This is a genomic window from Rhodococcus cercidiphylli (assembly GCF_033042225.1).
Taxonomy (GTDB): Bacteria; Actinomycetota; Actinomycetes; order Mycobacteriales; family Mycobacteriaceae; genus Rhodococcoides.
In genome coordinates, this window is record NZ_JAWLKE010000006.1 from 390,437 (window position 1) to 411,636 (window position 21,200).

Annotated in this window: 24 protein-coding genes; 10 read left to right on the top strand and 14 right to left on the bottom strand. The window is 64.5% G+C overall.

The features are described from left to right. The first annotated feature begins 5 nt into the window (after window positions 1–5). Window positions 6–665, top strand: coding sequence for an IclR family transcriptional regulator (locus R3P95_RS17630; RefSeq protein WP_317549008.1), 660 nt, complete (start codon window positions 6–8; stop codon window positions 663–665). A gap of 7 nt (window positions 666–672) precedes the next feature. Here R3P95_RS17630 and fahA read toward each other — a convergent pair whose 3' ends face one another. The 4 genes from fahA to R3P95_RS17650 all read right to left on the bottom strand — a co-directional run bounded on the left by fahA (window position 673) and on the right by R3P95_RS17650 (window position 4,434). After that, window positions 673–1,839, bottom strand: coding sequence for a fumarylacetoacetase (gene fahA, locus R3P95_RS17635; protein ID WP_317549009.1), 1,167 nt, complete (start codon window positions 1,837–1,839; stop codon window positions 673–675). A gap of 16 nt (window positions 1,840–1,855) precedes the next feature. Beyond that, window positions 1,856–2,644 carry a hypothetical protein gene (locus tag R3P95_RS17640; RefSeq protein WP_317549010.1) on the bottom strand — a complete coding sequence of 263 codons (789 nt, stop codon included), beginning with the start codon at window positions 2,642–2,644 and terminating at the stop codon, window positions 1,856–1,858. Continuing rightward, window positions 2,641–3,834, bottom strand: coding sequence for a homogentisate 1,2-dioxygenase (locus tag R3P95_RS17645; RefSeq protein WP_317549011.1), 1,194 nt, complete (start codon window positions 3,832–3,834; stop codon window positions 2,641–2,643). Before R3P95_RS17645 ends, R3P95_RS17640 begins: the two co-directional genes overlap by 4 nt. A 72-nt stretch (window positions 3,835–3,906) precedes the next feature. Further along, on the bottom strand, window positions 3,907–4,434 hold the full coding sequence (locus tag R3P95_RS17650; RefSeq protein ID WP_037187611.1) for a MarR family winged helix-turn-helix transcriptional regulator: 528 nt from the start codon (window positions 4,432–4,434) through the stop codon (window positions 3,907–3,909). Between the two features lie 94 nt (window positions 4,435–4,528). Here R3P95_RS17650 and R3P95_RS17655 point away from each other — a divergent pair, with 94 nt between their 5' ends. Continuing rightward, window positions 4,529–4,738, top strand: a complete 210-nt coding sequence (locus tag R3P95_RS17655) for a hypothetical protein (RefSeq protein WP_094634107.1) — start codon at window positions 4,529–4,531, stop codon at window positions 4,736–4,738. Here the strand turns inward: R3P95_RS17655 and R3P95_RS17660 are convergent. Beyond that, entirely contained in the window at window positions 4,710–5,111 is a 402-nt protein-coding gene (locus R3P95_RS17660; RefSeq protein ID WP_317549012.1) for a GAF domain-containing protein, read from the bottom strand. The genes R3P95_RS17655 and R3P95_RS17660 overlap by 29 nt on opposite strands. Before the next feature lie 125 nt (window positions 5,112–5,236). Here R3P95_RS17660 and R3P95_RS17665 point away from each other — a divergent pair, with 125 nt between their 5' ends. From R3P95_RS17665 to R3P95_RS17675, 3 genes are all read left to right on the top strand, one after another. Continuing rightward, a complete protein-coding gene (locus tag R3P95_RS17665) occupies window positions 5,237–5,650 on the top strand; it encodes a hypothetical protein (protein WP_317549013.1) in 414 nt (137 codons plus the stop codon). Between the two features lie 262 nt (window positions 5,651–5,912). Next, a complete protein-coding gene (locus R3P95_RS17670) occupies window positions 5,913–6,794 on the top strand; it encodes a dioxygenase family protein (protein WP_317549014.1) in 882 nt (293 codons plus the stop codon). A 24-nt stretch (window positions 6,795–6,818) separates the two neighbouring features. Next, window positions 6,819–7,928 carry a CaiB/BaiF CoA transferase family protein gene (locus R3P95_RS17675; RefSeq protein ID WP_317549015.1) on the top strand — a complete coding sequence of 370 codons (1,110 nt, stop codon included), beginning with the start codon at window positions 6,819–6,821 and terminating at the stop codon, window positions 7,926–7,928. On the opposite strand, the gene R3P95_RS17680 is transcribed toward R3P95_RS17675, so the two are convergent. Continuing rightward, a complete protein-coding gene (locus R3P95_RS17680; protein ID WP_316630335.1) occupies window positions 7,925–8,674 on the bottom strand; it encodes an SIMPL domain-containing protein in 750 nt (249 codons plus the stop codon). The genes R3P95_RS17675 and R3P95_RS17680 overlap by 4 nt on opposite strands. Window positions 8,675–8,694: 20 nt before the next feature. Further along, a complete protein-coding gene (locus R3P95_RS17685; protein ID WP_317549016.1) occupies window positions 8,695–9,246 on the bottom strand; it encodes a YceI family protein in 552 nt (183 codons plus the stop codon). Between the two features lie 65 nt (window positions 9,247–9,311). Between R3P95_RS17685 and dhaL the strand changes: the two genes are divergently transcribed. Then, the gene (gene dhaL / locus R3P95_RS17690; RefSeq protein WP_317549017.1) at window positions 9,312–10,973 is read left to right on the top strand and encodes a dihydroxyacetone kinase subunit DhaL; all 1,662 of its coding nucleotides are present in this window, start codon (window positions 9,312–9,314) and stop codon (window positions 10,971–10,973) included. On the opposite strand, the gene R3P95_RS17695 is transcribed toward dhaL, so the two are convergent. The 5 genes from R3P95_RS17695 to R3P95_RS17715 form a co-directional block, all read right to left on the bottom strand. After that, window positions 10,957–11,442, bottom strand: a complete 486-nt coding sequence (locus R3P95_RS17695) for a GAF domain-containing protein (protein WP_317549018.1) — start codon at window positions 11,440–11,442, stop codon at window positions 10,957–10,959. The two genes, dhaL and R3P95_RS17695, sit on opposite strands and share 17 nt — an antisense overlap. Beyond that, complete coding sequence (locus R3P95_RS17700; protein ID WP_317549019.1) at window positions 11,418–12,107, bottom strand: DUF998 domain-containing protein; 690 nt, start codon at window positions 12,105–12,107, stop codon at window positions 11,418–11,420. The genes R3P95_RS17695 and R3P95_RS17700 overlap by 25 nt, the downstream gene beginning before the upstream one ends. Before the next feature lie 9 nt (window positions 12,108–12,116). Beyond that, entirely contained in the window at window positions 12,117–13,160 is a 1,044-nt protein-coding gene (locus R3P95_RS17705; RefSeq protein WP_149407209.1) for a hypothetical protein, read from the bottom strand. A gap of 96 nt (window positions 13,161–13,256) precedes the next feature. Then, window positions 13,257–13,673 carry a very short patch repair endonuclease gene (locus R3P95_RS17710; RefSeq protein ID WP_149407210.1) on the bottom strand — a complete coding sequence of 139 codons (417 nt, stop codon included), beginning with the start codon at window positions 13,671–13,673 and terminating at the stop codon, window positions 13,257–13,259. Next, window positions 13,670–14,818, bottom strand: a complete 1,149-nt coding sequence (locus R3P95_RS17715; RefSeq protein WP_317549081.1) for a DNA cytosine methyltransferase — start codon at window positions 14,816–14,818, stop codon at window positions 13,670–13,672. Before R3P95_RS17715 ends, R3P95_RS17710 begins: the two co-directional genes overlap by 4 nt. A 178-nt stretch (window positions 14,819–14,996) precedes the next feature. Here R3P95_RS17715 and R3P95_RS17720 point away from each other — a divergent pair, with 178 nt between their 5' ends. Together R3P95_RS17720 and R3P95_RS17725 are read left to right on the top strand one after the other, a co-directional pair. Then, window positions 14,997–16,790 (top strand): ABC transporter ATP-binding protein, encoded by a 1,794-nt coding sequence (locus R3P95_RS17720; protein ID WP_149407212.1) that lies wholly within the window; start codon window positions 14,997–14,999, stop codon window positions 16,788–16,790. Further along, window positions 16,783–18,606 carry an ABC transporter ATP-binding protein gene (locus R3P95_RS17725; RefSeq protein WP_317549020.1) on the top strand — a complete coding sequence of 608 codons (1,824 nt, stop codon included), beginning with the start codon at window positions 16,783–16,785 and terminating at the stop codon, window positions 18,604–18,606. The genes R3P95_RS17720 and R3P95_RS17725 overlap by 8 nt, the downstream gene beginning before the upstream one ends. Here R3P95_RS17725 and R3P95_RS17730 read toward each other — a convergent pair. Then, on the bottom strand, window positions 18,603–18,944 hold the full coding sequence (locus R3P95_RS17730; protein WP_149407214.1) for a hypothetical protein: 342 nt from the start codon (window positions 18,942–18,944) through the stop codon (window positions 18,603–18,605). The genes R3P95_RS17725 and R3P95_RS17730 overlap by 4 nt on opposite strands. A gap of 188 nt (window positions 18,945–19,132) precedes the next feature. Here R3P95_RS17730 and R3P95_RS17735 point away from each other — a divergent pair, with 188 nt between their 5' ends. After that, entirely contained in the window at window positions 19,133–19,648 is a 516-nt protein-coding gene (locus tag R3P95_RS17735; RefSeq protein WP_068054710.1) for a putative glycolipid-binding domain-containing protein, read from the top strand. On the opposite strand, the gene R3P95_RS17740 is transcribed toward R3P95_RS17735, so the two are convergent. Continuing rightward, window positions 19,621–20,592: a prephenate dehydrogenase gene (locus R3P95_RS17740; protein ID WP_394855436.1), complete on the bottom strand. Its 972-nt coding sequence runs from the start codon at window positions 20,590–20,592 to the stop codon at window positions 19,621–19,623. The two genes, R3P95_RS17735 and R3P95_RS17740, sit on opposite strands and share 28 nt — an antisense overlap. Before the next feature lie 63 nt (window positions 20,593–20,655). Between R3P95_RS17740 and R3P95_RS17745 the strand changes: the two genes are divergently transcribed. After that, the gene (locus R3P95_RS17745; RefSeq protein WP_068054716.1) at window positions 20,656–21,195 is read left to right on the top strand and encodes a tRNA adenosine deaminase-associated protein; all 540 of its coding nucleotides are present in this window, start codon (window positions 20,656–20,658) and stop codon (window positions 21,193–21,195) included. Window positions 21,196–21,200 lie beyond the last annotated feature (5 nt).

A 21,200-nucleotide genomic window follows, 5' to 3' on the forward strand; every position in this document is an offset into this window, starting at 1 on the left:
CAGCAGTGACGGACGGTAGCGCCGACACCACTACCGGGGTGCTGGCCCGGGCCGCGGCGATTCTCAATGCCGTCGAGGCATGTCCGCGAACCACCGGTGACCTCGCCAAGATACTGGGCCTGTCTGCATCGACGGTCTATCGACTGGTCGGCGAGATGGTGCGGTACTCGATGCTCCGCCGGGACAACGACGGTCTTCTGCATCCCGGTGATCGCTTCGGCACCTCCACTCTCAGCGGGCTCGCGGTACCGATTCTCAGGCGCCTGCGGCAAGAGACCGGAGAATCCGCCCAGCTGTGGGTACTGCGGGGATCGCATCGGTTGTGTTTGGTCTCCGAGGATTCCCAGCACGAACTCCGCGCGTCGTTGCCTGTAGGAGCGCTACTTCCGCTCGGAGCGGGGTCGGCCGGTCACGTGTTGGCCGGCGATCTCGACGCCGACTCCGAGAGCCGCGCACTCGGGTGGTGGGAATCTGTATCAGAGCGAACACCGGGACTGACCTCGGTGAGCGCCCCGGTCCGCCGAGACGACCGCATCGTGGCAGCAGTCTGCGTCGCGGGTCCGATCGAGCGTGTGTCGACCTCGGCCGGCGTGTTGTGGGGGCAGGCCGTGCGCGACGCAGCACTCGAAATCGAGCAGTCCCTCATCGTGCAGTCCGACTGGTAGCTGTCGTTCAGGCCGGCTTGATACGACCCCGAACATCACCGAAGCCGATGCGAGATCCGTTGGGTCCTGGGGCACTCGCGGCGATGACAACCTCGTCACCGTCCTCGAGGAAGGTTCGGGTCTCCGTTCCGAGGGTCACGGGTTCTGCTCCACCCCAGGTCAATTCGATGAACGCGCCGCGCTGATTCTTCTCCGGTCCCGAGATGGTGCCCGAGGCGAACAAATCGCCGGTTCGCGATGTCGCACCGTTGACGGTCTCGTGCGCGAGCATCTGAGCCGGCGACCAGTACATTGCACTGTAGGGCGGGTGCGAGACGACATGCCCGTTCCACACGACGGTCAGGTCGATATCGAGAGCCCAGGAACGAGATTCGCGGAGGTACTCGAGCGGCTCGGGGTCCTGAACCGGCGTCGAGGTTCGTGCCTGCTCCAGCGCGAGCAGGGGTACCACCCACGGCGAGATGGACGTCGCGAAGCTCTTGCCGAGATTCGGCCCGAGTGGCACGTACTCCCAGGCCTGGATGTCGCGCGCCGACCAGTCGTTGACGATGACGGCTCCGAACACATGGTCCGAGAACCGATCCGGCGATATTGGCCCGTCGGACGGAACGCCGACGACGAAGCCCATCTCGGCCTCGATGTCCAGTCGCCGACTCGGACCGAAGGTGGGCGACGCCTCGTCGGGTGCCTTGCGTTGGCCGCGAGGCCTGGTGATGTCGGTGCCGGAGACGACGACCGTGCCGGCCCGACCGTGGTACGCCACGGGCAGGTGCTTCCAATTCGGTAGCAGCGGTTCGGCATCGGGGCGAAAGAGCCGGCCGAGGTTGGCTGCGTGATGCTCGGAGGCATAGAAGTCCACGTAGTCGGCCAGCTCGAACGGAAGGTGCATCGTCACGTCGGAAACGGGCACGATTGCTTCCGCGGGGGTCGTGCCGCCGGCGAGCATGTCGGTGACCGACGAGCGGACCTCCACCCACCGACTGCGTCCGCGGGCCATGAACGCGTTCAGGCTCGCCGAAGAAAATTCTGGATCACCCAGAGCTGCGGATAGATCGATCACGTTGTCGCCGTAGCGGACTCCGACACGGGCGTTCGTGCCCGGAGTGCTGAACATGCCGTAGGGGAGGTTGTCGATTCCGAACTCGGAATCGGCGGGAATGTCGATGTGCGTCATGCGCGGCGCTCCTAGGTCACAGAGGTGGGACGAGTCCGAGTCGGATGAGATCGTCCAGGGGTTCACGAATGCTGCAGGTGCCGAAGGAGGCAAAGGCGCGCTGGCCCTCGATCCCGGCGACGAGCCCGGCGAGGACGTCTGCGTCTCGAATCGCCAGTATCTTCTCGAGCTCGCCGACGCGAGCGCCGCTGTGCGCTGCTTCGGCCGCAAGAATCACGTTGAGGAAGCCGTGCTGCTCGAAACCGTTGTGCGGATCGGTGTTACGCGCGGCATGGTGCAGACCGGCGGTGGCCTTGAAATGGACCTCGCGCTGTGCCGCCTGGTAGATCGACGCGGCGAGCTCGTGTTCGTCTGGGTACTGGTCGGCCGTGACGCCACCGGTCCGGAACTTGGCGCGATACCCGAACTCGTCGACGGCGTCGAAGATGTCGTCTTTTCGGGAGTCCCGGGGAATCTCGACATAGATGTCCATGTCCTGAGTGATGTTGCGGAGCACATCGATGTCGGTGCCTCGGGGGACTGCGACTTCGATGGACACGACCGTCACGCCCGCCGTGCGGTCGGCGGCGCGTAGGCCTGCCTCCACACTGCGCGGCCCGGCAGGTGCGGTCAACGCCACCTCCATCCGAGCACCCAGGTCCAGCTCGCCCACACGGTCCATCGGGACGACCAACGGGCCGACGAGGTCTGCGAACGCACTGGCCCGGTGCTCGAGATGTTGTGCCACAGCAACATCGAGCGGCGCATTGCCGGGAGGGAAAGCGGCGGCGTCGTCGCACAGGCGACGGAAGAACGGAGGGATCATCGGTTCGGCCCCCGGCCTGCCCACGTCCACGCATAGCCGGTGTCCTCGCACGCGAGCGCACCCTCGCCGAGTTCGAGGGGGCGGAACGTATCGACCATGACGGCCAGTTCGTCGAAGAACTCGGCACCGATGCTGCGTTCGTAGGCACCGGGTTGCGGCCCGTGAGCGTGACCGCCCGGATGTACCGAGATCGAGCCTTGCCCGATGCCCGAGCCCTTGCGGGCTTCGTAGTCGCCGCCGACGTAGAACATGATCTCGTCGGAGTCGACGTTGGAGTGGTAGTACGGCACCGGAATTGCCAACGGGTGGTAATCGACCTTGCGTGGCACGAAATTGCAGATCACGAAATTGGCCCCCTCGAATGCCTGATGCGCAGGCGGTGGTTGATGCACCCGGCCGGTGATCGGTTCGTAGTCCGAGATGTTGAACGTGTACGGATACAGGCAACCGTCCCATCCCACCACGTCGAACGGGTGGTTGGGGTAGACGTATCGGGTTCCGACGATGCCCGTCGAACCACGATGTTTGACAAGCACTTCGACGTCGCTGCTGTCGGCCAGTAGAGGCTCGGTGGGGCCGCGCAGATCGCGTTCGCAGTAGGGGGCGTTCTCGAGCAGCTGGCCGAACTTCGACAGAAAGCGCTTGGGCGGTGCAATGTGACTGTTGGCCTCGATGGCGTAGGCGCGCAGGGTGCCGTCGGGAATCCAGCGGTGCGTCGTGGCACGCGGAATGAGCACGTAGTCGCCTTGCCGCGCCTCGAGGGTTCCGAACACGGTTTCGAGGGTGGCTGAACCGGATTCGATGTAGACCATCTCGTCGCCGATCGAATTGCGATACAGCGGTGAGATTTTCGATGCGACGACGTAGGAGAGTCGGACGTCGGCGTTGCCGAGGACGAGCCGGCGACCGGTGACGACGTCGGTGTCGGCGACGACGGATTCCGGAAACAGCTCGTGCAACTTCAAGTGCCGCGGCATCAGTGGGTGATTCGGGGTCGTTGTCTGGTCGGGCAGATCCCAGACCGTGGCGTCGACGATGGCCGACGGAATGTGGCGGTGATAGAGCAGAGACGAGTCCGAGGAGAAGCCCTCCTCGCCCATCAGCTCCTCGAAGTAGAGGTTGCCGTCGGGAGTTCGGTGCTGGGTGTGCCGCTTCGGCGGTACCGATCCGAGCTGCCGGTAGTAGGCCACGTCATCGCTCCTGTGTTGTGTTCACCGCTTGTAGTAAACACATTAACTATTTTAACGTGATCTACGCAACCCTCAGTTGCGTCCCCGGACGTCGAATTGGCTGCGGTGGGTGATGAGTTTGGTCAACAGCATCACCAGGATCCGCTGCTCGGGTTCGGTGAGCGCGCTGGCCCACGCGTTCTCCCGTTCGTTCTGTTCGGCGAACGCCTCGACCATCTCGTCGTGCCCCTGGGCGGTGAGGGCGAGGCGCACCGAACGCCCGTCCTTCTCGTCGGGAGTACTGGCGAGCAGTCCGCCGGCGATGAGGGTCTTGGACAGGTTGGATACGGCCGCGCGGCTCATACCCGTCAGCTCGGCCGCCCGCTTGGGCTCGATCGGGCCCGACAACCACGTGACGAACATCAGCCGGAACGACGACCACGACCAGCCTCGCGGGCGATGAACCGTCGCTTCGAGGTCGTAGGTGACGATGTTCGATGCCCGGTTCAGGGTCAGTAGTACCTCGGTGGCCAGCTGATGCTCGAACCCGTAGTCCCGGGCCAGCGTGGTGTTGGCGGTCTCGATGAACGACCAGAAATCGGGCTCGGGTGAATCGGTCACAGATTCACTGTAGCCATGAACTCATCTGATCAACACCTTTATTACTTCCGCACGCGCGATTCGTGTCTCATCCCGCAGGGGCCATGATGGACCCATGAGCTCGAAGAACCTGTTCGGTGGCCCACGGACCCTGCTGATCGTGGCAGCAGTGGTCATCGTGATCGCACTCGTCGCTGCCGCCGCAACGCTGATCGTCCGTGCCGTCCTCGGACCGCCCGAGGGCGAGAACAAGTTCGAGATTCAGGGCTACTCCGTCGTGCAGGTGGATCCCCAGGTCAACGACCTCGCGCTCGCCACACGCTAGCCGACTCCGCACCGACCCGCGGGTCGTGAGTCTGCTGAAAATTGCGGCCACCGCGCGCGAAAGTCTGCAGTGTCGCCGCGGGAACCTCGCGCTCGGGAACGGGTTCGCTCGTCCACTCGCAGTCCCGCACGAAGATCATGTTCGACGCCACCGCGTCGGCGCTGCGATCCTCACGTAGAGGACCGGAAATTCGCCCGAGAAAGAACTCGCCATGCTCGGTGCGCGTCCAGACGAAAGATCCGTCCGGAACCTGCTCGAAGCGCTCGACGCGTCGTAGCGAGCGTTCGTCGTCGGCCGCCATTCCACACAGTCCGTAGGTGAGGGCGCGCTCGACGCCGTCCGGCATCGGTGCGCGATAGACGGCATTCGGCATGCACTCGAGCTTAGGACCCGAGGGGTTTACATACCATTCGGTCTGTTGCACGATGATCTCGGACGTCGGACGAATTCAACGAAATGGGGGGCATCGTGTTTTCGAGAAAAGTAGTCACTCGCCTCGTGGCGGCACCGTTGGCAGCGGGAGCCTTGACTCTGGGGACGGCAGGAATCGCTGCGGCCGCGACCACGACCGAATTACGCCCAGTGCAGACATTCGTGTTCTTCCAACACGGCATCAGCTTCGGGTCGGGACCGGTCGAGGCCACGGCAACGACGGGTGCGGAGGCGGGGAAAGTCACGGTGACGACCGTGAGCAACATTTCTGGCGCGGGAGACATGGGCTCGTCCGCGGCAAGTATGGTGCCGGTTCCGGTGACCGTGGTGTGGACGAACATCGACAACGGTCGATCTGGTTCGGCGGGTGGAATATCGACCGAGCCGCTCACTCTCGACACCGGAGCCGGTCGCGTCGATCTGACAATCACCACCGACACTCCCAACCTGCCCGGCGGTGGTCGCGTCGTCGTGGAGTAGCCATGCCTTCGGCGTGGACGCTGGGTGTAGCGGTAGCAACCTCGCGGACGTGGTGGACCGCATCATCGATACGGTGCGTCGACGCCTCACGGCACTGACGTGAGTGTCCACAATTCGCTCCCACAAACGGGAAAAGGCTTCCAGGCACGAATAGTGGACGCTGAGGTCACCGGCGATCGAGGTCTACCCGCGAGGTGGCGTTGTCATGAATCGACTCGAGTGGTAACTTGAAGCTTCAAGTTAAACACTCGAAGGACCCGCCATGACATCTGTGATCAACCCGCCCGTCGCGGGAGCAGCGTTCGACGCATTTCTCGCCGATACCGCACCCGCGAGCCGGTCACAGCAGATGTGGACCCCGAGCGACGGGCCGATGCCCGCCCTGTACATCAGCCACGGCGCACCGCCGGTCTTCGACGACGCCCTCTGGATGAACGAACTCTTCACGTGGTCGCAGTCGATGCCCAAGCCGAAGGCGATCCTCATCGTCAGCGCGCACTGGGAGGAGGCCCCGCTGAGCCTGTCCGCATCGGCGGCTGCGACCCCGCTGGTCTACGACTTCGGCGGATTCGCCCAGCGCTACTTCTCGATGGAATACCGCACACCCGACGCCGAGGCCTTGGCCGCTCGCGTTGCCGCGGCAATCCCGCCGTCGGAAAATCTGCACCGACACACCTCTCGCGGACTCGACCACGGTGCCTGGGTTCCCCTGAAGGTGATGTACCCGTACGCCGACGTCCCCGTTCTCCAGTTGAGCTTGCCGACGCATGCTCCCGACCGGCTGATGGCCATCGGCGCAGCGCTCAAAGAATTGCGCGCGGAGGGTGTGCTGGTCATCGGTTCCGGATTCATGACGCACGGACTGCCGTTCCTCTCGCGCGAGAACTTCGTCACCAACACCGTGCCGACGTGGTCGGAGGACTTCGATCTCTGGGCGGCCGACGCGTTGTCACGCGGTGACGTCGCAACGTTGGCGGACTTCCGCAGCGCCGCACCGGGTATGCCGTATGCCCACCCCACCGTCGAACATTTCACGCCTTTGTTCGTCACGCTCGGTGCCGCCGAGAACCCGGAAGCTCCGGTGACCACAGCCATCACCGGCTTTCAATTCGGCTTGGCGAAGCGGTCGTTCGCCGTCGCGTAAAGCTCGAGGTCATACAGTGGACCGATGACAGATGCCACCGGTCCACTCGCAGGGCTTGTCGTCGCGGATTTCTCTCGCGTACTCGCAGGCCCGTACGCGACGATGATGCTCGGCGACATGGGGGCCGAGGTCATCAAGATCGAAAGGCCCGGGATCGGTGACGACACCCGATCGTGGGGACCACCGTACGACTCTGCCGGTACGGCAACGTATTTCAATTCGGTCAATCGCAACAAGACGTCGAGGTTCATCGACCTGCAATCCGAGGGCGGCGTAGCCGAGGCGCAGGAGATCGTTTCGGGCGCAGACATTCTGATCGAGAACTTCCGAGCGGGCGCGATGGACCGCCTCGGCCTGGGGTATTCGACGTTGTCGCAGCGTAATCGCGGTCTGATCTACTGCTCGATCACCGGCTTCGGTACCGGTGGAGGCTCCGCGTTGCCCGGATACGATCTGGTGGTGCAGGCCGTCGGCGGTCTGATGAGCGTCACCGGCCCCGATTCCTCGACGCCCACCAAAGTGGGAGTGGCGATGGTCGACATCGTCACCGGACTGCACGCACTCAGCGGAATCCTTGCGGCGCTGCATCATCGATCGAACACCGGCGCGGGTCAGCAGGTGCATACCTCACTGATGGCGTCGGTCCTGTCCGCGTTGAGCAACCAGTCCTCGGCTTATCTCGGGGCAGGCGTCGTACCGCGGCCGATGGGCAACAAGCACCCGTCGCTCGTACCGTACGAGGTGTTCGAGACCGCCGACCGTCCGCTCGCGTTGGCAGTGGGCAACGACCGGCAATTCTCGGCGCTTGCGGAGGTGCTGGCTATGCCGAAACTGGCTGCAGACGAGCGCTTCTCGTCCAACTCGGCGCGCGTCGAACATCGAGATCAGCTGGTCGACATCCTGAACTCGGCTTTGCGGTCGCGTACAGCCGACGAATGGTACCGAGAACTGATGGCCCGCAACGTCCCCGCGGGGCCGGTCAATTCGATCGACGAGGCCTTCGCTTTTGCCGAGTCGCTCGGGCTCGAACCGCGCGTCCAGGTTCCGGGAGCAGCGGCCGACGGCGTCCGCAATCCTCTGGACTTCTCGGCCACCCCGGTGAACTACCGCCTGCCACCGCCGGCCGGGACCTAGTTCAACGCCCACTTAACCGACACGGACACGCTGACGGTCTGCTGTCCCGGCTCGATGGGCACTGCCGTGTCGAACGAAGTGGCGGACTCGCCGAACGACCTCGGCTGCTCCTGGCCGGTGATCGACTCCGTGATCGACAGAACGTCCCCGAGTTCTCCGCCTGCGAGTGACGCGTACTGCTCGGCGCGATCGCGGGCGTCGGCGAATGCCCTGGACCGGGCATCGGCGATCAGCTCGGAATTGTCGTCGATCTTGAAGGAGACTCCGGAGATGCGGGTCGCGTTTCCGCCGGCCGACGTGGCGTCGCCCAGCACTGCGGACGCCTTCGACAGGTCGCGCACCGTCACCTGCAGGGTATTGGTGGCCTGATATCCGGAAATCGCCGAGGTGCCGCCCGGCAGTGCGCCGGAGTACTGCGGATCGATCGACACCTGCTGAGTCTGTATGTCCTCGCGAGCGACACCGGCCGCGACAACCGCGTCCGTGACGTCACTCACGGCCGCATTCGCCTGTTCGATGGCGGCGGTGACGTCCTCGGCCGTGGCCTGAACGCCGATCTGGGTCGTCAACATGTCCGGCGCACCTTGCACTTCTCCCACGCCGTTGACATTCACTCCCGGAGGTCCATCGGCAGACGAGGTCGCTGGACTGCTGCAGCCCGCGGTCAACGCTACGGCCAGCGTCAGGGCCGATAAGCACGATCCGAACATCCATCGATTTCGACTCATCGCCGTAGTGTCCACCATGACAGGCGAATTGGAAAGACTCAGGGCTTGCGATACTCGGCGTCGAACGTCACGGTGACCTCGTCGACCACCTTCATGGCTCCGAACATCTGCGAATACGGTGTGATCTTGTAATCCGATTGACGCACAGCAGTTTCCGAAACGAGATGCCACCGATCTCCGAGGTCGGTGACGTTCACATCCACGGTGACCTCCCTCGAAACGCCGTGGATCTCCGCAATGCCGGTCAGTCGAAATCCGGTGTCGACGGCGGTGATATCGGTCGATCGGAATGTGATCGACGGGTATCGGCCGGCGTCGAAGCTCTTGAGCGCGTTGGCTTTCGCCACTATCTTCTCCGGTCCGATCAAGGGCGTCAGTCCACCCTCGCCGTGGATCACATCGATCGATCCCACCTCGGCGTCCAGGGCGACCGCGGTGGGTGCGTTCCCGGACCACTCGACGGTGGCGGTCCAGGAGGTCACCGCAATCGTGAGGCGATGCCCCATCTTGGATGCTTTTCCGGTGACATCCGTCCGGACAGCCAACTGCCCGCCGTGCGATGCGTCGAGCGTCCAGGTCTCGGTACTCATACCCCGACTGTATCGGTCCTGCAGAACCGATGAAGGGACGCGGCGCAGGTGATTAGGGTGGAGCTATGTTCTCCAATTCCCCTCGAACATTCGTCGCCGACGCCCTCCGCGGTTTCGTCGCCGCCACCGACGACGTCACGTGGCATGCCGATCCCGGATTTCTGACCCGCCGCTACCGCATCTCCGACGGTCAGGTTGCCCTGCTGTCCGGTGGGGGATCGGGCCACGAGCCGCTGCACGCCGGCTTCATCGGACGCGGCATGCTCACCGGCGCGTGCCCGGGCCTGATCTTCACCTCACCCAACGCGCTCCAGGTACACGAGGCATCGAAGGCCGTGGACTCCGGCGGCGGAGTGCTGCACATCGTGAAGAACTACACCGGCGACGTGATGAACTTCAAGATCGCCCGAGAGCTGTTGCAGGAAGACGGTATTGCGGCCGACGTCGTTCTCGTCGACGACGACGTGGCCAGTGAGAGCGAGGACGGTCCAGGTCGACGCGGCACCGCAGCAACCATCGTCGTCGAAAAGGTGTGCGGCGCAGCAGCAGAACGCGGCGACAGCCTGCAGGCGGTGGTCGCGCTGGGGCGTCGAACCGCGGAGAACGCACGCAGCATGGCGGTTGCACTGAACCCGCCCACCTTGCCGGGAGCAGACGAACCGTCCTTCGAATTGCCCAAGGAAGAGATCGAACTCGGCATCGGTATTCACGGAGAACGCGGCACCGACCGTGTGTCCCAGCTGCCCGCTCAGGAAATCGTTCAGAAGCTGACCGAGCCCATCGCGGATTCGCTCGGATTGAAGTCGGGCGAAACGGTGATCGCGATCGTCAACGGGCTCGGGGCAACGCATCCGCTCGAACTGCATCTGCTGTTCGGTGAGCTCTCGGAATACCTGCACGGCAAAGGGATCGAGATCTCTCGCTCACTGGTCGGGAGTTTCGTCACCGCGCTGAACATGGGCGGAGCCTCGATCACCCTGGTGCGCGCCGACGACGAGATGCTCGAACTCTGGGACGCACCCACCGACGCACCCGGCTGGCCCAACGCATCGAGCCGTGGCGCGAAACCGGTGGCCGAACGCGGCGCATTCGGACCGACCTTTACGCCGTCCGACAGCGGCGACCGATCGGCGTTCGTCTCGGAGTGGATCGGGTCGTGGGCGCAGCGGGTACTCGACGAGGAACCGGCCCTGACCGAGCTGGACCGCAAGGCAGGCGACGGCGATTTCGGAACCAACATGGTGGCCGCCCTCGAACAGCTCGATCTGGACGCTGTGAAGGAAAGCTACTCGGCAGCCACGGTATTCGAAGCGGTGAGCGAGGCCTACCTCGGCCACGCCGGCGGTACGTCCGGAGCGCTGTTCGGCATCTGGTTCCGCCAGTTCTATCGGACGATGCTGGAATCCGAGCCGGATCTCGCGGCTATCGGACAGGCCGCCAGGGCAGGACTCGACAGCATCACCGAACTCGGCGGCGCACGGGTGGGCGACAAGACGATGGTCGACGCCATCGCCCCCGCCGTCGACGCGCTCGAGAAAGACGGCGGCACCCTGCAGGACGCCGCCGACGCCGCTAAAACCGGAGCCGAATCGACGAAGGACATCACCGCCAACCGTGGCCGCGCCAGCTACGTCGGTGAGGCCGCGCGAGGCGTCGTCGACCCTGGTGCCCTGGTCATGGCCTGGTTCTTCGAGGCAGCGGCGAGCGCGTCTAGCTCAGAGAACTGAGAAACACCGCCGCGATCGCTTCGAGGCCGGCCTGATCGTCGGCGTCGAAGCGGTCGGGAACAGGGCTGTCCAGATCGAACACACCGATCAGGGTCTCGCCCTGATACAGGGGTACGACGACCTCGGAACGGGTGTTGGCATCGCACGCGATGTGGCCCGGGAAGGCGTGGACGTCGGCCACTCGCTGTGTCTCACGGGTCGTCGCGGCAGCGCCGCACACTCCTTTGTCCAGAGCAATGCGCACGCATGCAGGCTGACCCTGAAACGGCCCGACGACCAGTTCGGTGCCGTCGTACAGGTAGAAGCCGACCCAATTGACCTCGGGCAGAGCGTGATACACCAGCGCGGAGAGATTGGCTGCGTTGGCGACGAGGTTCGATTCCTCGAACATCAGGCCGCGTGCCTGTTCGGTGAGCTGCTGGTACTGCTCGACCTTGGATCCGTTCAATTCGGTCGCGGTGAAAGACATGCGCCGAGTTTAAGCGCACACCCCAGCACCACCAGATACGCCGACATCCCGCCCACCTGAATCCGCTGAGCGACGCCGAGCCCGTGGTCGCCGGGCAGATTGTCGGCGATCAACAGCCATGCCGTCGCCAGGGTCGTGACTGCCAGCACCGCGACACCGAGCGTCCGAAGCAGGGGATAGACCTCGTACCGAAACGCAGCCAGCGTGAACGCGACCATGACCGTGAAGATGGCGAACACCGCGATTGTGCTGGTGAGAGCGTGAAGATGATGGAGTTGCGGGAAGAGCCCGCTGGGTTCGATCGGGCAACTCGGATCGTCGGCCGCGACACACTCGAGGGGGAGTTTCGCGTCGGCGATGGTTGCGATACCGAAGATGCCCGACGCCACCCAGCCGGTGACGACGAGCCGTCGACGCGGGGTTGCCAGGAAGCCGAGGACCGCGGCGAGAATCATCAGCGAACCCGTGACGACGTCTGCGGTGGAGAAGAATTCGCGGTACGGCTGATCGCGGGCGTCGAGTTCGCTGAGGAACGATGTGGTGGGGTCGAGTCCGGTGTCGAGGAAGAATTCGGCCACCCACGCGGAATACAGCAGTCCGGCGAGGACCAAGCAGATCGCCACTACGACACGGCGGATATCCACGCCTTCGGTTCTCGAACGCACCGACCAAGGCTAGCCAGTCAGTACATCGGCAGTTGCCACCGCCAGTGCGACCGCGGAGTCGCAGTGGTCGGTCAGGACGGTCAGGGTGGGAACCGTGCGGGCATAGCGCGCGGCGGTGTCGTCTTCCTCGGGCATGCCGAGCACGGGGTTGGCCAGCACGATGTCGGCGAAGCACGCCGAATCGGAACCGCGTGTTTCGACGGTGTAGCCGCCCTGCTGGATGGGCTCGCGGTCCGTCGAACGCAGGTCGCCGTCGACGTAGCCGAGCGAGACGTCGAGCATCGCCAAGTTGTCCTCGAATGTTGCCGAGGACGCCGTGAAGTGGCAACGGTACGGATCGGACGCAGGGTTCCAGCGGTCGACCGTCCAGGTTGCGGGCAAGTGTTCCAGGACGGCGCACGGGTCTTTCATGGCAAGCGGAAGGTTGTACTTGGAATCGGCACGCAGTGGTGGATCGTCCAGCAGCGAGAGCGCGGTCTCGGTGACGGATGTCGCTGTAGTACACGCGTCCCCCACACTGCGGGACACCTCGATCGCGGCGAAACTACGACCTGATTCGGTGAGGTAACCGTCCATGGCCCCCGCGGTGGCACCGTCGAACTCGTCGCGAAGCGGGAAGCTGATGCGGCACGACCCGTGCGACGCGTTCTCGCGATACACCTGTTCGCCGCCGATCGTGATCTGCTCGGTGCCCTTGTCGTCGGAACTCGGCAGATATCCGTTCAGATCGACGGAGATGGAGTCGGTGGCGCTCGATCCCGCGGGATTCAGGGTGGCCGAGCACGTGCTCAATTCGCCGTCGGGCCGCAGCTGCACCACTGTGCCGAGGGCGGCGAGATCGTTCTGGGTGAGAAAGCCGCAAGGATCGAGACTGCGCACGAATTCTGCCGAATCGGCCAGATATCGGTCTGCCTCCGACATCTCGAACCCGTACCGGCTCTGCGGCGACGAACTGCCTGCGGGAAAAGCGTTGCCGAGCAACACCACCGCGCATCCGCTCGTCGATACCGACATCGCCAGCGCCACCGCCGCGAGCAACCAATTTTTACGCACCGTTTCCCCCGAACTCGATTCGACCGATCATGGGGTTGGACGCGCGGGGGCTCGAGATGGTTTCAAGCGGGAGTGGAGCCTGCGGAATGACCCGAATTATTCAGCGGAAAGTTCGTCGACCACTCGGTCGGCGGCGACGGTGGGATCCTCGTGTTCCCAGATTCGCACCACGCGCCAGCCCTCGTCGATCAATCGTCTGTCCGTGTCGCGATCGCGGGCGACGTTGGCGGCCAGTTTGTCGGCCCACCACTGCGCGTTGTTTCGGGGCGCGGTCGCGTGAATCGGGCAGCTGTGCCAGAAGCAGCCGTCGACGTAGACCGCGACCTTGCGCCTGGGAAAGACCAGATCTGCTCGACGCCTCATGCCCTTCAACGGAGCGCGATCGACGAAATATCGCAGGCCTCGCCGGTGCAGTGCCCGCCGCAGCGCCACCTCGGGCTTGGTGTCGCGTCGCTTCTGCTTGCTCAGTCTCGCACTGGTTTTCGCGTCGGTGACGGGGCGGTCTGCGCTCACACCGGAACCCGCTCGGCGTACCCGCCCATGCGCTCGAGGTGGGCGTCGAGATCGTCGAGGAAACCGTCGGCGAAGCGCAGGTTGCCGGCCCGTGCGCGCTTGAGGAATCCCGCGGTGGCCCGCGCCGACAGCAGCTTGGAGTCGTCCAGAAAGTCGATGAGGTCCTCGTAGGGTTCGTGCACCGGCATGGTCGACACGGCGACCTTGAACGACGTTCGATCGCGTCCCCAGGCGGCGGTCGGCCAGGCCTGGCCGGGAAGTAGAGCTACATCACCCGACGCGTCGTACGGCTTCGGATCGTCGAGTGCCCGCGTGGCCCACGACGCCATCCGCACACTGACGGCATTGCCGACGAGCTTCCAACGATGCCCGCTGCGCACGCCGGGTTGCTGGACGGCAGGCAGCGTCCAGTCGGGATCGAACCCCTGCAGACGTTCGGCCCCGATGATGCCGGGCGTGACGATCTCCCCGGACGGCAGACGAACCGCCGGGGGACTGGCGATGCCAAGGGACGATCCACCCTTGAGCGTCGGGACCGCATTGACCGCCCAGCCCAGACCGCGAATGCCCTCGGTCCAGTAGAAGCCGCACGGTTGGGTGCTCGGATCGCCGTCGGGCAACGGGCCGGCATCCTGGGAGAACAGCACCTCGCGCGGATCGTCGGTGCGCGAGGCCAGCATCACCACCCGCTGGCGACGCTGCGGCAATCCGAACGCTCTGGCATCGACGACGCGGTAGGCCCACATGTAACCGAGGTCTTCGAGCGCGTCGGTGATGTGTCGCATGGCAGCCCCGCGGCCGAGTTGCAGCATGAACGGCACGTTCTCCATCAGCAGCCATCGCGGACCCCGCCGCCGCGTGACGAGCCGAAACACCTCGTCCACCAGGCCGGAACGGGCACCGGTGATGCCCGCAGTGCGTCCGGCCTGGGACAGGTCCTGACAAGGAAAGCCCGCTGCCACCAGTTCGGTGTCGCCGGGCAGGCTGCGGAGAGTGGTGACGTCCGTGTGCAGCGGTGTCTCGGGCATACGCGCTCGAAGTACGGCCCCGGCTCCGAGATCGATCTCGCACAGCAACTGCGTCGACCAGCCCGCCTCGGCCAACCCCAGCTCGAGCCCGCCGATCCCCGCGAACAACCCGACCATCGACCGTGCGCTCACGTGTGCCCTTCCCTCGCCCGACGGCCCTACGTTACTCGAGAGTCGATTCGCTTGACCTCGACCTTGCTCGAGGTTTCACACTGGAATGCGCTGGCCCAAAAATCGGTTGGAAACTGAGCCTGTGCAATGAAATCATTCGAGCACAGCAATAAGGAGAAGAACTGTGTCTACGGGTGTGCTCGATCCCGAAACCGGAACGGTTGATCAGCCATACCCGAACCCAGTGCGGACGACCAGTTCACTGCGCCGTTTCGCGCCGTTTCTGCTGCCGTACAAGTGGTTCTACATCGCCTCGATCGTGGTCTCGCTGATCGCGACCATGACCGGTCTGGTGATTCCGCTGGTGATGCAGCGCGTCATCGACGGCCCCATCACCGATCGCAATTTCTCGGCAGTCTGGTGGCCCGCCGCTTTCGTCCTGTTGCTCGGCACCATCGATGCACTCGGTATCTGGGTTCGTCGTTACCTGGTGTCGCGGCCGTCGAGCCAGTTCGAGATATCAGCGCGGGCAACGGTATTCGACAAGCTTCAGCGGTTGTCGGTCTCGGCTCACGAGAGCTGGGAATCGGGTCAGCTGCTCTCGCGTGCCATCGCAGACCTCGGTTCGCTGCGCCGGTTCATGGCGTTCATCGGCCCGTTCATCATCATCAACGCGGTGACACTGGTCGTGGGCATCGGCGTACTGCTCGTCCAGTCCTGGCAATTGGGACTGATCATGCTGGTGACGTCGATACCGCTGGTGATCGCCTGCACCAGGTTCGAGACGCTGTATCGCGTCGTGGCCCGTGACGCTCAGGATCAGGCCGGCGATGTCACGACGACGGTCGAGGAGTCCATCCAGGGTATTCGCGTCCTCAAGGCGTTCGGTCGAAGTGCCCACTTGGGCAAGCAGTTTCTTCGTCAAGCGCGCACGTTGCGTGGCACCGAACTGAAGAAGGTGCGCTACCTGGCGATCATCTGGGGTGTGATCGTCGGATTGCAGCCCATCACCATCGGCGCGATCCTGGCGGTGGGTACGTACTCGATCGTGCAGGGCACGATGACGGTCGGCACGCTCGTCGCAGCCATTGCGATCGTCACCTTCCTGCTGTGGCCTATCGAATCGTTCGGCTACCTGCTGGCAGAGCTGAACAACGCGCGCACGGCAGCGGATCGGTACTGGGAAATCATGGACACTCCCGAAACCGTCACCGATCCGGACAATCCCGTCGATCTACCCGAAAAGATCCGTGGGCGCGTGCAATTCGATCGCGTCGGATTCACCTTTCCCGACGCGTCCTCGCCGCTTCTCACCGACGTCAGCTTCGTCGTCGAGCCGGGGGAGACGGTCGCGCTGGTCGGCAACACCGGCAGCGGCAAGACCGCACTGACCAATCTCGTCCCCCGACTGTTCGACGCCACCGAGGGCACCATCACGATCGACGGTATCGACGTGGCCTCGATGCGGTTGGCTGACCTGCGCTCGATCGTCACGGTGGCATTCGAGGATCCGGTGCTGTTCTCTGCCAGTGCGCGCGAGAACATCGCACTCGGTTCACCCGACGCGTCCGATGCCGAGGTTGCCGAGGCGTTGGAGATCGCGCACGCAACGGATTTCGTCGAGCAGTTGCCGTGGGGTCTGGCCACTCGCATCGGTGAGCAGGGCATGAGTCTGTCCGGTGGGCAGCGGCAGCGGCTCGCACTGGCGCGGGCGGTGCTGGGCAAGCCGCGGGTGCTGGTGCTCGACGACCCGTTGTCCGCGCTCGACGTGGACACCGAAGCGAAAGTGCAGAAGGAACTGCGACGCGTGTTGGCGCATTCGACGACGGTGCTGGTGGCACACCGGCCGTCGACCGCTGCATTGGCCGACCGCGTGCTTTATCTCGAGAACGGAAGAATTGTGGAGCAGGGAACACACGAGGGACTGCTGGCATCGTCGCCGCGGTACCGCGAGGTGATGGGGTCGGTTCATGGCTGAGCAAACCGCAGCTGCGGATTGGCGCGGCGTCGGCGGTGAGGAATCGGAGGTCGACGCAACCGGAAACCTGGTGTTGGCAGGGCGTTCTCGCCGGTTGCTCGTCTCGTTGGTGCGCCCGTACAAGAAGCAGGCCCTGCTGTCCTTCCTGATCATTCTGGTCGACAACATCACCTACGTTGCCGGTCCGCTGTTCATCGCCTACGCGCTGGACAACGGCGTCGGCGCTGCGGGACAGGGCGATTGGGGTCCGCTGATGTGGGCGGTCGGCGGCTACACCGGCTTCGGTCTGCTCGGGATGCTCACCACGTACGCGTTTCTCACCGTCTCCGGTCGGCTGAGCCAGAACATCCTGTACGACCTGCGCGGACGGGTGTTCGACCATGCCCAGAAGCTGAGTCTGTCGTTCCACGAGAAGTACACCTCGGGACGGTTGATCTCGCGACTGACCAGCGATGTCGAATCTCTGCAGACACTGCTCGAGAGCGCGCTCAACGATGCGTTGACGGCCATCCTGTCGATGGTGTCGATTGCGATCATTCTGGTGTATCTCGACGTTCCGATGGCGATGATCGTATTGGCCGGCTTCGTTCCGCTGGTGCTCGTCACCCGGTGGTCGCAGCGGCGACAACGCCAGGGATACCGTCGCACACGGGTGGCGATCGCGCGCGTGGTGGTGCACTTCGTCGAGTCGATGGGCGGCATACGCGCGGTGCAGGTGTTCCGGCGCGAGGGCCGCAACGACGCCATTCTGAGCACCGAGGACTCGGAGTACCGGGACGCCACCACCGCAGCGCTACGCGGCATGGCCAGCTACACCGGCATCGTGCGCTGGATCGGCAACGTCACGCTCGCCATCATCCTGGTCTTCGGCAGTTGGCGAGTGATCAACGGCCACATGGACATCGGTGTGCTCGCGGCGTACGTGCTGTATCTGCGCCGGTTCTACGGGCCGCTCGACGAGTTGGCGATGGTCTTCAACGCCTACCAATCCGCCGCAGCTGCGCTGGAGAAGATCTCCGGTGTGCTCGAGGAAGAACCGTCGGTGACGGCACCGAAGAACCCGGTGGAGATCGGAACGGCCAAGGGCGACATCACGTTCGACGACGTGCACTTCTCCTACGGCCCCGAACGCGTCGTGCTGCCGGAATTCTCGCTGCACGTACCCGCCGGACAGGTGGTCGCGATGGTCGGAGCCACCGGAGCGGGCAAGTCGACACTGGCAAAGCTGTTGGCGCGCTTCTACGATCCGACGGCCGGAGCCGTCCGACTCGACGGCATCGACATGCGGCAGATCGGCGACGAGGACCTGCGTCGCAACGTCGTGATGGTGACGCAGGAATCGTTCCTCTTCTCCGGTTCGGTGGCAGACAACATCCGACTCGGACGCCCCACCGCGACCAATGCGGAGGTACGGGCAGCGGCCGACGCCGTCGGACTGACGGAGTTCATCGCGTCGCTACCGGAGGGAATCGACACCGACGTACGCAAGCGCGGTGGTCGATTGTCCTCGGGCCAAAGGCAATTGGTGGCTTTTGCGCGAGTGTTCCTCGCCGCCCCGTCGGTGATCGTGCTGGACGAGGCGACGTCGAGTCTGGACATTCCGAGCGAGCGACTGGTGCAGCGCGCGCTCGAGACGATCCTGCAGGGACGAACGGCGCTGATCATCGCGCACCGCCTGTCGACGGTGGCCATCGCCGATCGTGTGCTCGTCATGGCCGACGGAAACATCGTGGAGGACGGAACCCCCGAGGACCTGATCGCAGGAGAGGGCCGCTTCGCGCACCTGCACGAGGCGTGGGAAGACTCGCTGGTCTAGGTCCAGGGGGTTATCGGCGGCTTGACCCACATGATCTTCTCGTCCGCGTGCTGGGGCGTCGCACCGTCGTGACCGGGGTGCTCTGCCGCCCATGCCGATTTGCGGTCGAGCAGCTCGGCCACGATGGTCCACGTTTCCATCGTGCTCGGAGGATGCAGATCGGCGGCGCGAGCCAATTTTCGGCGGACTGCGTCGGTGAGGTCGAGTAGTTCGGCACCGGTGATGCCTCGGTCCCACACGTAACGCGCGAGGGCCGTCGCCTTGTCCTGTCGACTCTTCGCGGCCTGTTCGGAATGCGCGAAATCGAACTGACCGCCGCCGGTGTTCTCTGTCGTCACGGGCACAACCTTAATGAACTGCGAGAAAAGGCACGTCCGCTTGATCTTCTGGGGGCCTCGTCGCCTACCGTAGGTGGGTGATCACTCAAGCATCGGGTGCCGAGCATGCCTCCGTCCCCGCGTCCGATTCCATCGACGCGAAAACCTGGCCCTCGATCCTGACGTGGCGAGCCCACGATGTTCCCCGCATGGAGTCCGTGCGAGTACAGCTCTCCGGCAATCGCATCAAGGCTGCCGGACGCATCATCGGCGCTGCGTGCAGCGATCACCCCGCCTTCAGCGCGTCCTACGACCTGGTGACCGACGAATACGGCGTCACCAAGCGACTGTCGGTGCGCACCTCGCTCGCCTCCGGTGATCGGCAGGCGTCCGTCAGCCGCGACGACGAGGGCTACTGGATGGTGGAGAACAGCACCAGCCATCAGCGCTCGACCTACAGCGGTGCACTCGACGTCGACATGGTGCTCAGCCCGTTCTTCAACACTCTGCCGATCCGTCGATTCGGTCTGCACACCCAGGTCCAGGACCTCGAGGTGCCCACGGTGTACGTCAATGTGCTGGACCTCAGCATTCAGGAAGCAACGCTCACCTACAGCAGTGGCTCCGAGGGCATCCATGTCATCTCGCCGGTCTCCACGTCTTCCGTCACGGTCGACGCCGACGGATTCGTCCTCGATTACCCGGGGCTCGCCGAACGGATCTGACGCACGACGCCACCGCGCCGACCCGCGTCCTGCAGTCTTTCTCGCCAGCCCGGTTCTCCCGGGGTGATGTCGTCGATGTCGAAGCGTCGATGCTGTTCGTACTGCAGGCGCGCGGCGTTTCCGGCGTCGACCAGTGTTTTCGTCGAGTTCTCGTCCAGTTCGTCGCGCGCTGCGGTGAGCGCATGCAGTGCCTCGTCGAGCGCGGTTCGTAGAGCGGCCGCGTTGCCCTCGGTCATCGCGCGGACGAGATTCGGCGACGACGACGCCACCCGCGTCCCGTCACGGAACGAGCCTGCAGCCAGGCCCAACGCCAACGGCCCTCCTGCCGCTCCCACGATCGCAAGCGCCTCGGCCAGCAGGTGCGGTAGATGAGAAATTCTGGCGACGGCGCGATCGTGCTCGACGCTCTCGGCCGGCACCACCACCGAACCGCAATCCAGAGCGAGCCGGGCCACCCGCGTCCACACGTCGGCGTCGACTCCCGGGTCGGTGGCCACCACCCACACCGCGTCGACGAACAACGTGGGATCGGTGGCCGACCAGCCGGACTGGTTGGTACCTGCCATCGGGTGCCCGCCGACGTAGCGGGCCAGCAGTCCGCGAGCCGCTACTGCCGAGGCCACCTCGGCTTTGACGCTGACCACATCGGTGAGCGGGGCGGCCGGCGCGTGCTCGGCGATTGCCGCCAGAACCGAGTCCACGGCAGGCATCGGAACGGCGATGACGAGCAACGCGTCCTGTGTTGCGGCCCTGCTCAGCGCGGCTTTCAGGTCGGTACCGACGTCGTAGCCGTCGGCGATAGCACCGGCGATCGCGTCGGCCGATCGGTTCCACCCCCACACCGGACGACCCGCATCGTGAGCCGCGCGCAGGATCGACCCGCCGATCAATCCGAGACCCAGAACGCACACCGAGGAAGAAGTCACCGGATCAGATTGGCACAGGTGGGTGACGTCGACGGGAGGTGGACTTCGAATACAGGCCCCTACCGGACTACCGTTGCGCGCATGGCCGCACAGCGCGCGAACAACAACCGCGCATCCGCACCGGAATACGACGACCTCGAGGGATTCGGCGTTGCTGTTGTCCGAGAGGAAGGCAAGTGGACCGTCACGCCGCTGTCCGACGACGCACTGACCAGTCTGTCGGCGGCAGAGACCGAACTGCGTGAACTGCGCAGCTCGGGAGCTGTGTTCGGACTGCTCGACGTGGACGAGGAATTCTTCGTCATCCTGCGTCCAGCACCGAACGGCACCCGACTCCTACTGTCCGACGCGGTCGCCGCAGTGGACTACGAAATCGCCGCGGACGTTCTCGATGCGTTGAACATCGAGATCCCCGACGTCGACCCCGATGAACTCGACGACATCGAGCCCTACGAAGAGGGCGACCTCGCCCTGTTGGCGGACCTCGGACTGCCCGAGGCCGTGCTCGGCATCATCGTCGCCGAGACCGACGACTATCCGGACGAGCAACTGCAGTCCATCGCCGAACGACTGGGTTTCGAAAGCGAGTTCGCCGCAGCGGTGGACAAGCTTCGGCGGTAACCGAT

Coding starts and splice junctions, on each gene's coding strand:
- fahA (WP_317549009.1), bottom strand. CDS start 1,839: ATGACGCACATCGACATTCCCGCCGATTCCGAGTTCGGAATCGACAAC.
- R3P95_RS17640 (WP_317549010.1), bottom strand. CDS start 2,644: ATGATCCCTCCGTTCTTCCGTCGCCTGTGCGACGACGCCGCCGCTTTC.
- R3P95_RS17655 (WP_094634107.1), top strand. CDS start 4,529: ATGAGCTCGAAGAACCTGTTCGGTGGCCCACGGACCCTGCTGATCGTG.
- R3P95_RS17660 (WP_317549012.1), bottom strand. CDS start 5,111: ATGCCGAATGCCGTCTATCGCGCACCGATGCCGGACGGCGTCGAGCGC.
- R3P95_RS17670 (WP_317549014.1), top strand. CDS start 5,913: ATGACATCTGTGATCAACCCGCCCGTCGCGGGAGCAGCGTTCGACGCA.
- R3P95_RS17675 (WP_317549015.1), top strand. CDS start 6,819: ATGACAGATGCCACCGGTCCACTCGCAGGGCTTGTCGTCGCGGATTTC.
- R3P95_RS17680 (WP_316630335.1), bottom strand. CDS start 8,674: ATGGTGGACACTACGGCGATGAGTCGAAATCGATGGATGTTCGGATCG.
- R3P95_RS17685 (WP_317549016.1), bottom strand. CDS start 9,246: ATGAGTACCGAGACCTGGACGCTCGACGCATCGCACGGCGGGCAGTTG.
- dhaL (WP_317549017.1), top strand. CDS start 9,312: ATGTTCTCCAATTCCCCTCGAACATTCGTCGCCGACGCCCTCCGCGGT.
- R3P95_RS17695 (WP_317549018.1), bottom strand. CDS start 11,442: ATGTCTTTCACCGCGACCGAATTGAACGGATCCAAGGTCGAGCAGTAC.
- R3P95_RS17715 (WP_317549081.1), bottom strand. CDS start 14,818: ATGGTCGGGTTGTTCGCGGGGATCGGCGGGCTCGAGCTGGGGTTGGCC.
- R3P95_RS17725 (WP_317549020.1), top strand. CDS start 16,783: ATGGCTGAGCAAACCGCAGCTGCGGATTGGCGCGGCGTCGGCGGTGAG.
- R3P95_RS17735 (WP_068054710.1), top strand. CDS start 19,133: ATGGAGTCCGTGCGAGTACAGCTCTCCGGCAATCGCATCAAGGCTGCC.
- R3P95_RS17745 (WP_068054716.1), top strand. CDS start 20,656: ATGGCCGCACAGCGCGCGAACAACAACCGCGCATCCGCACCGGAATAC.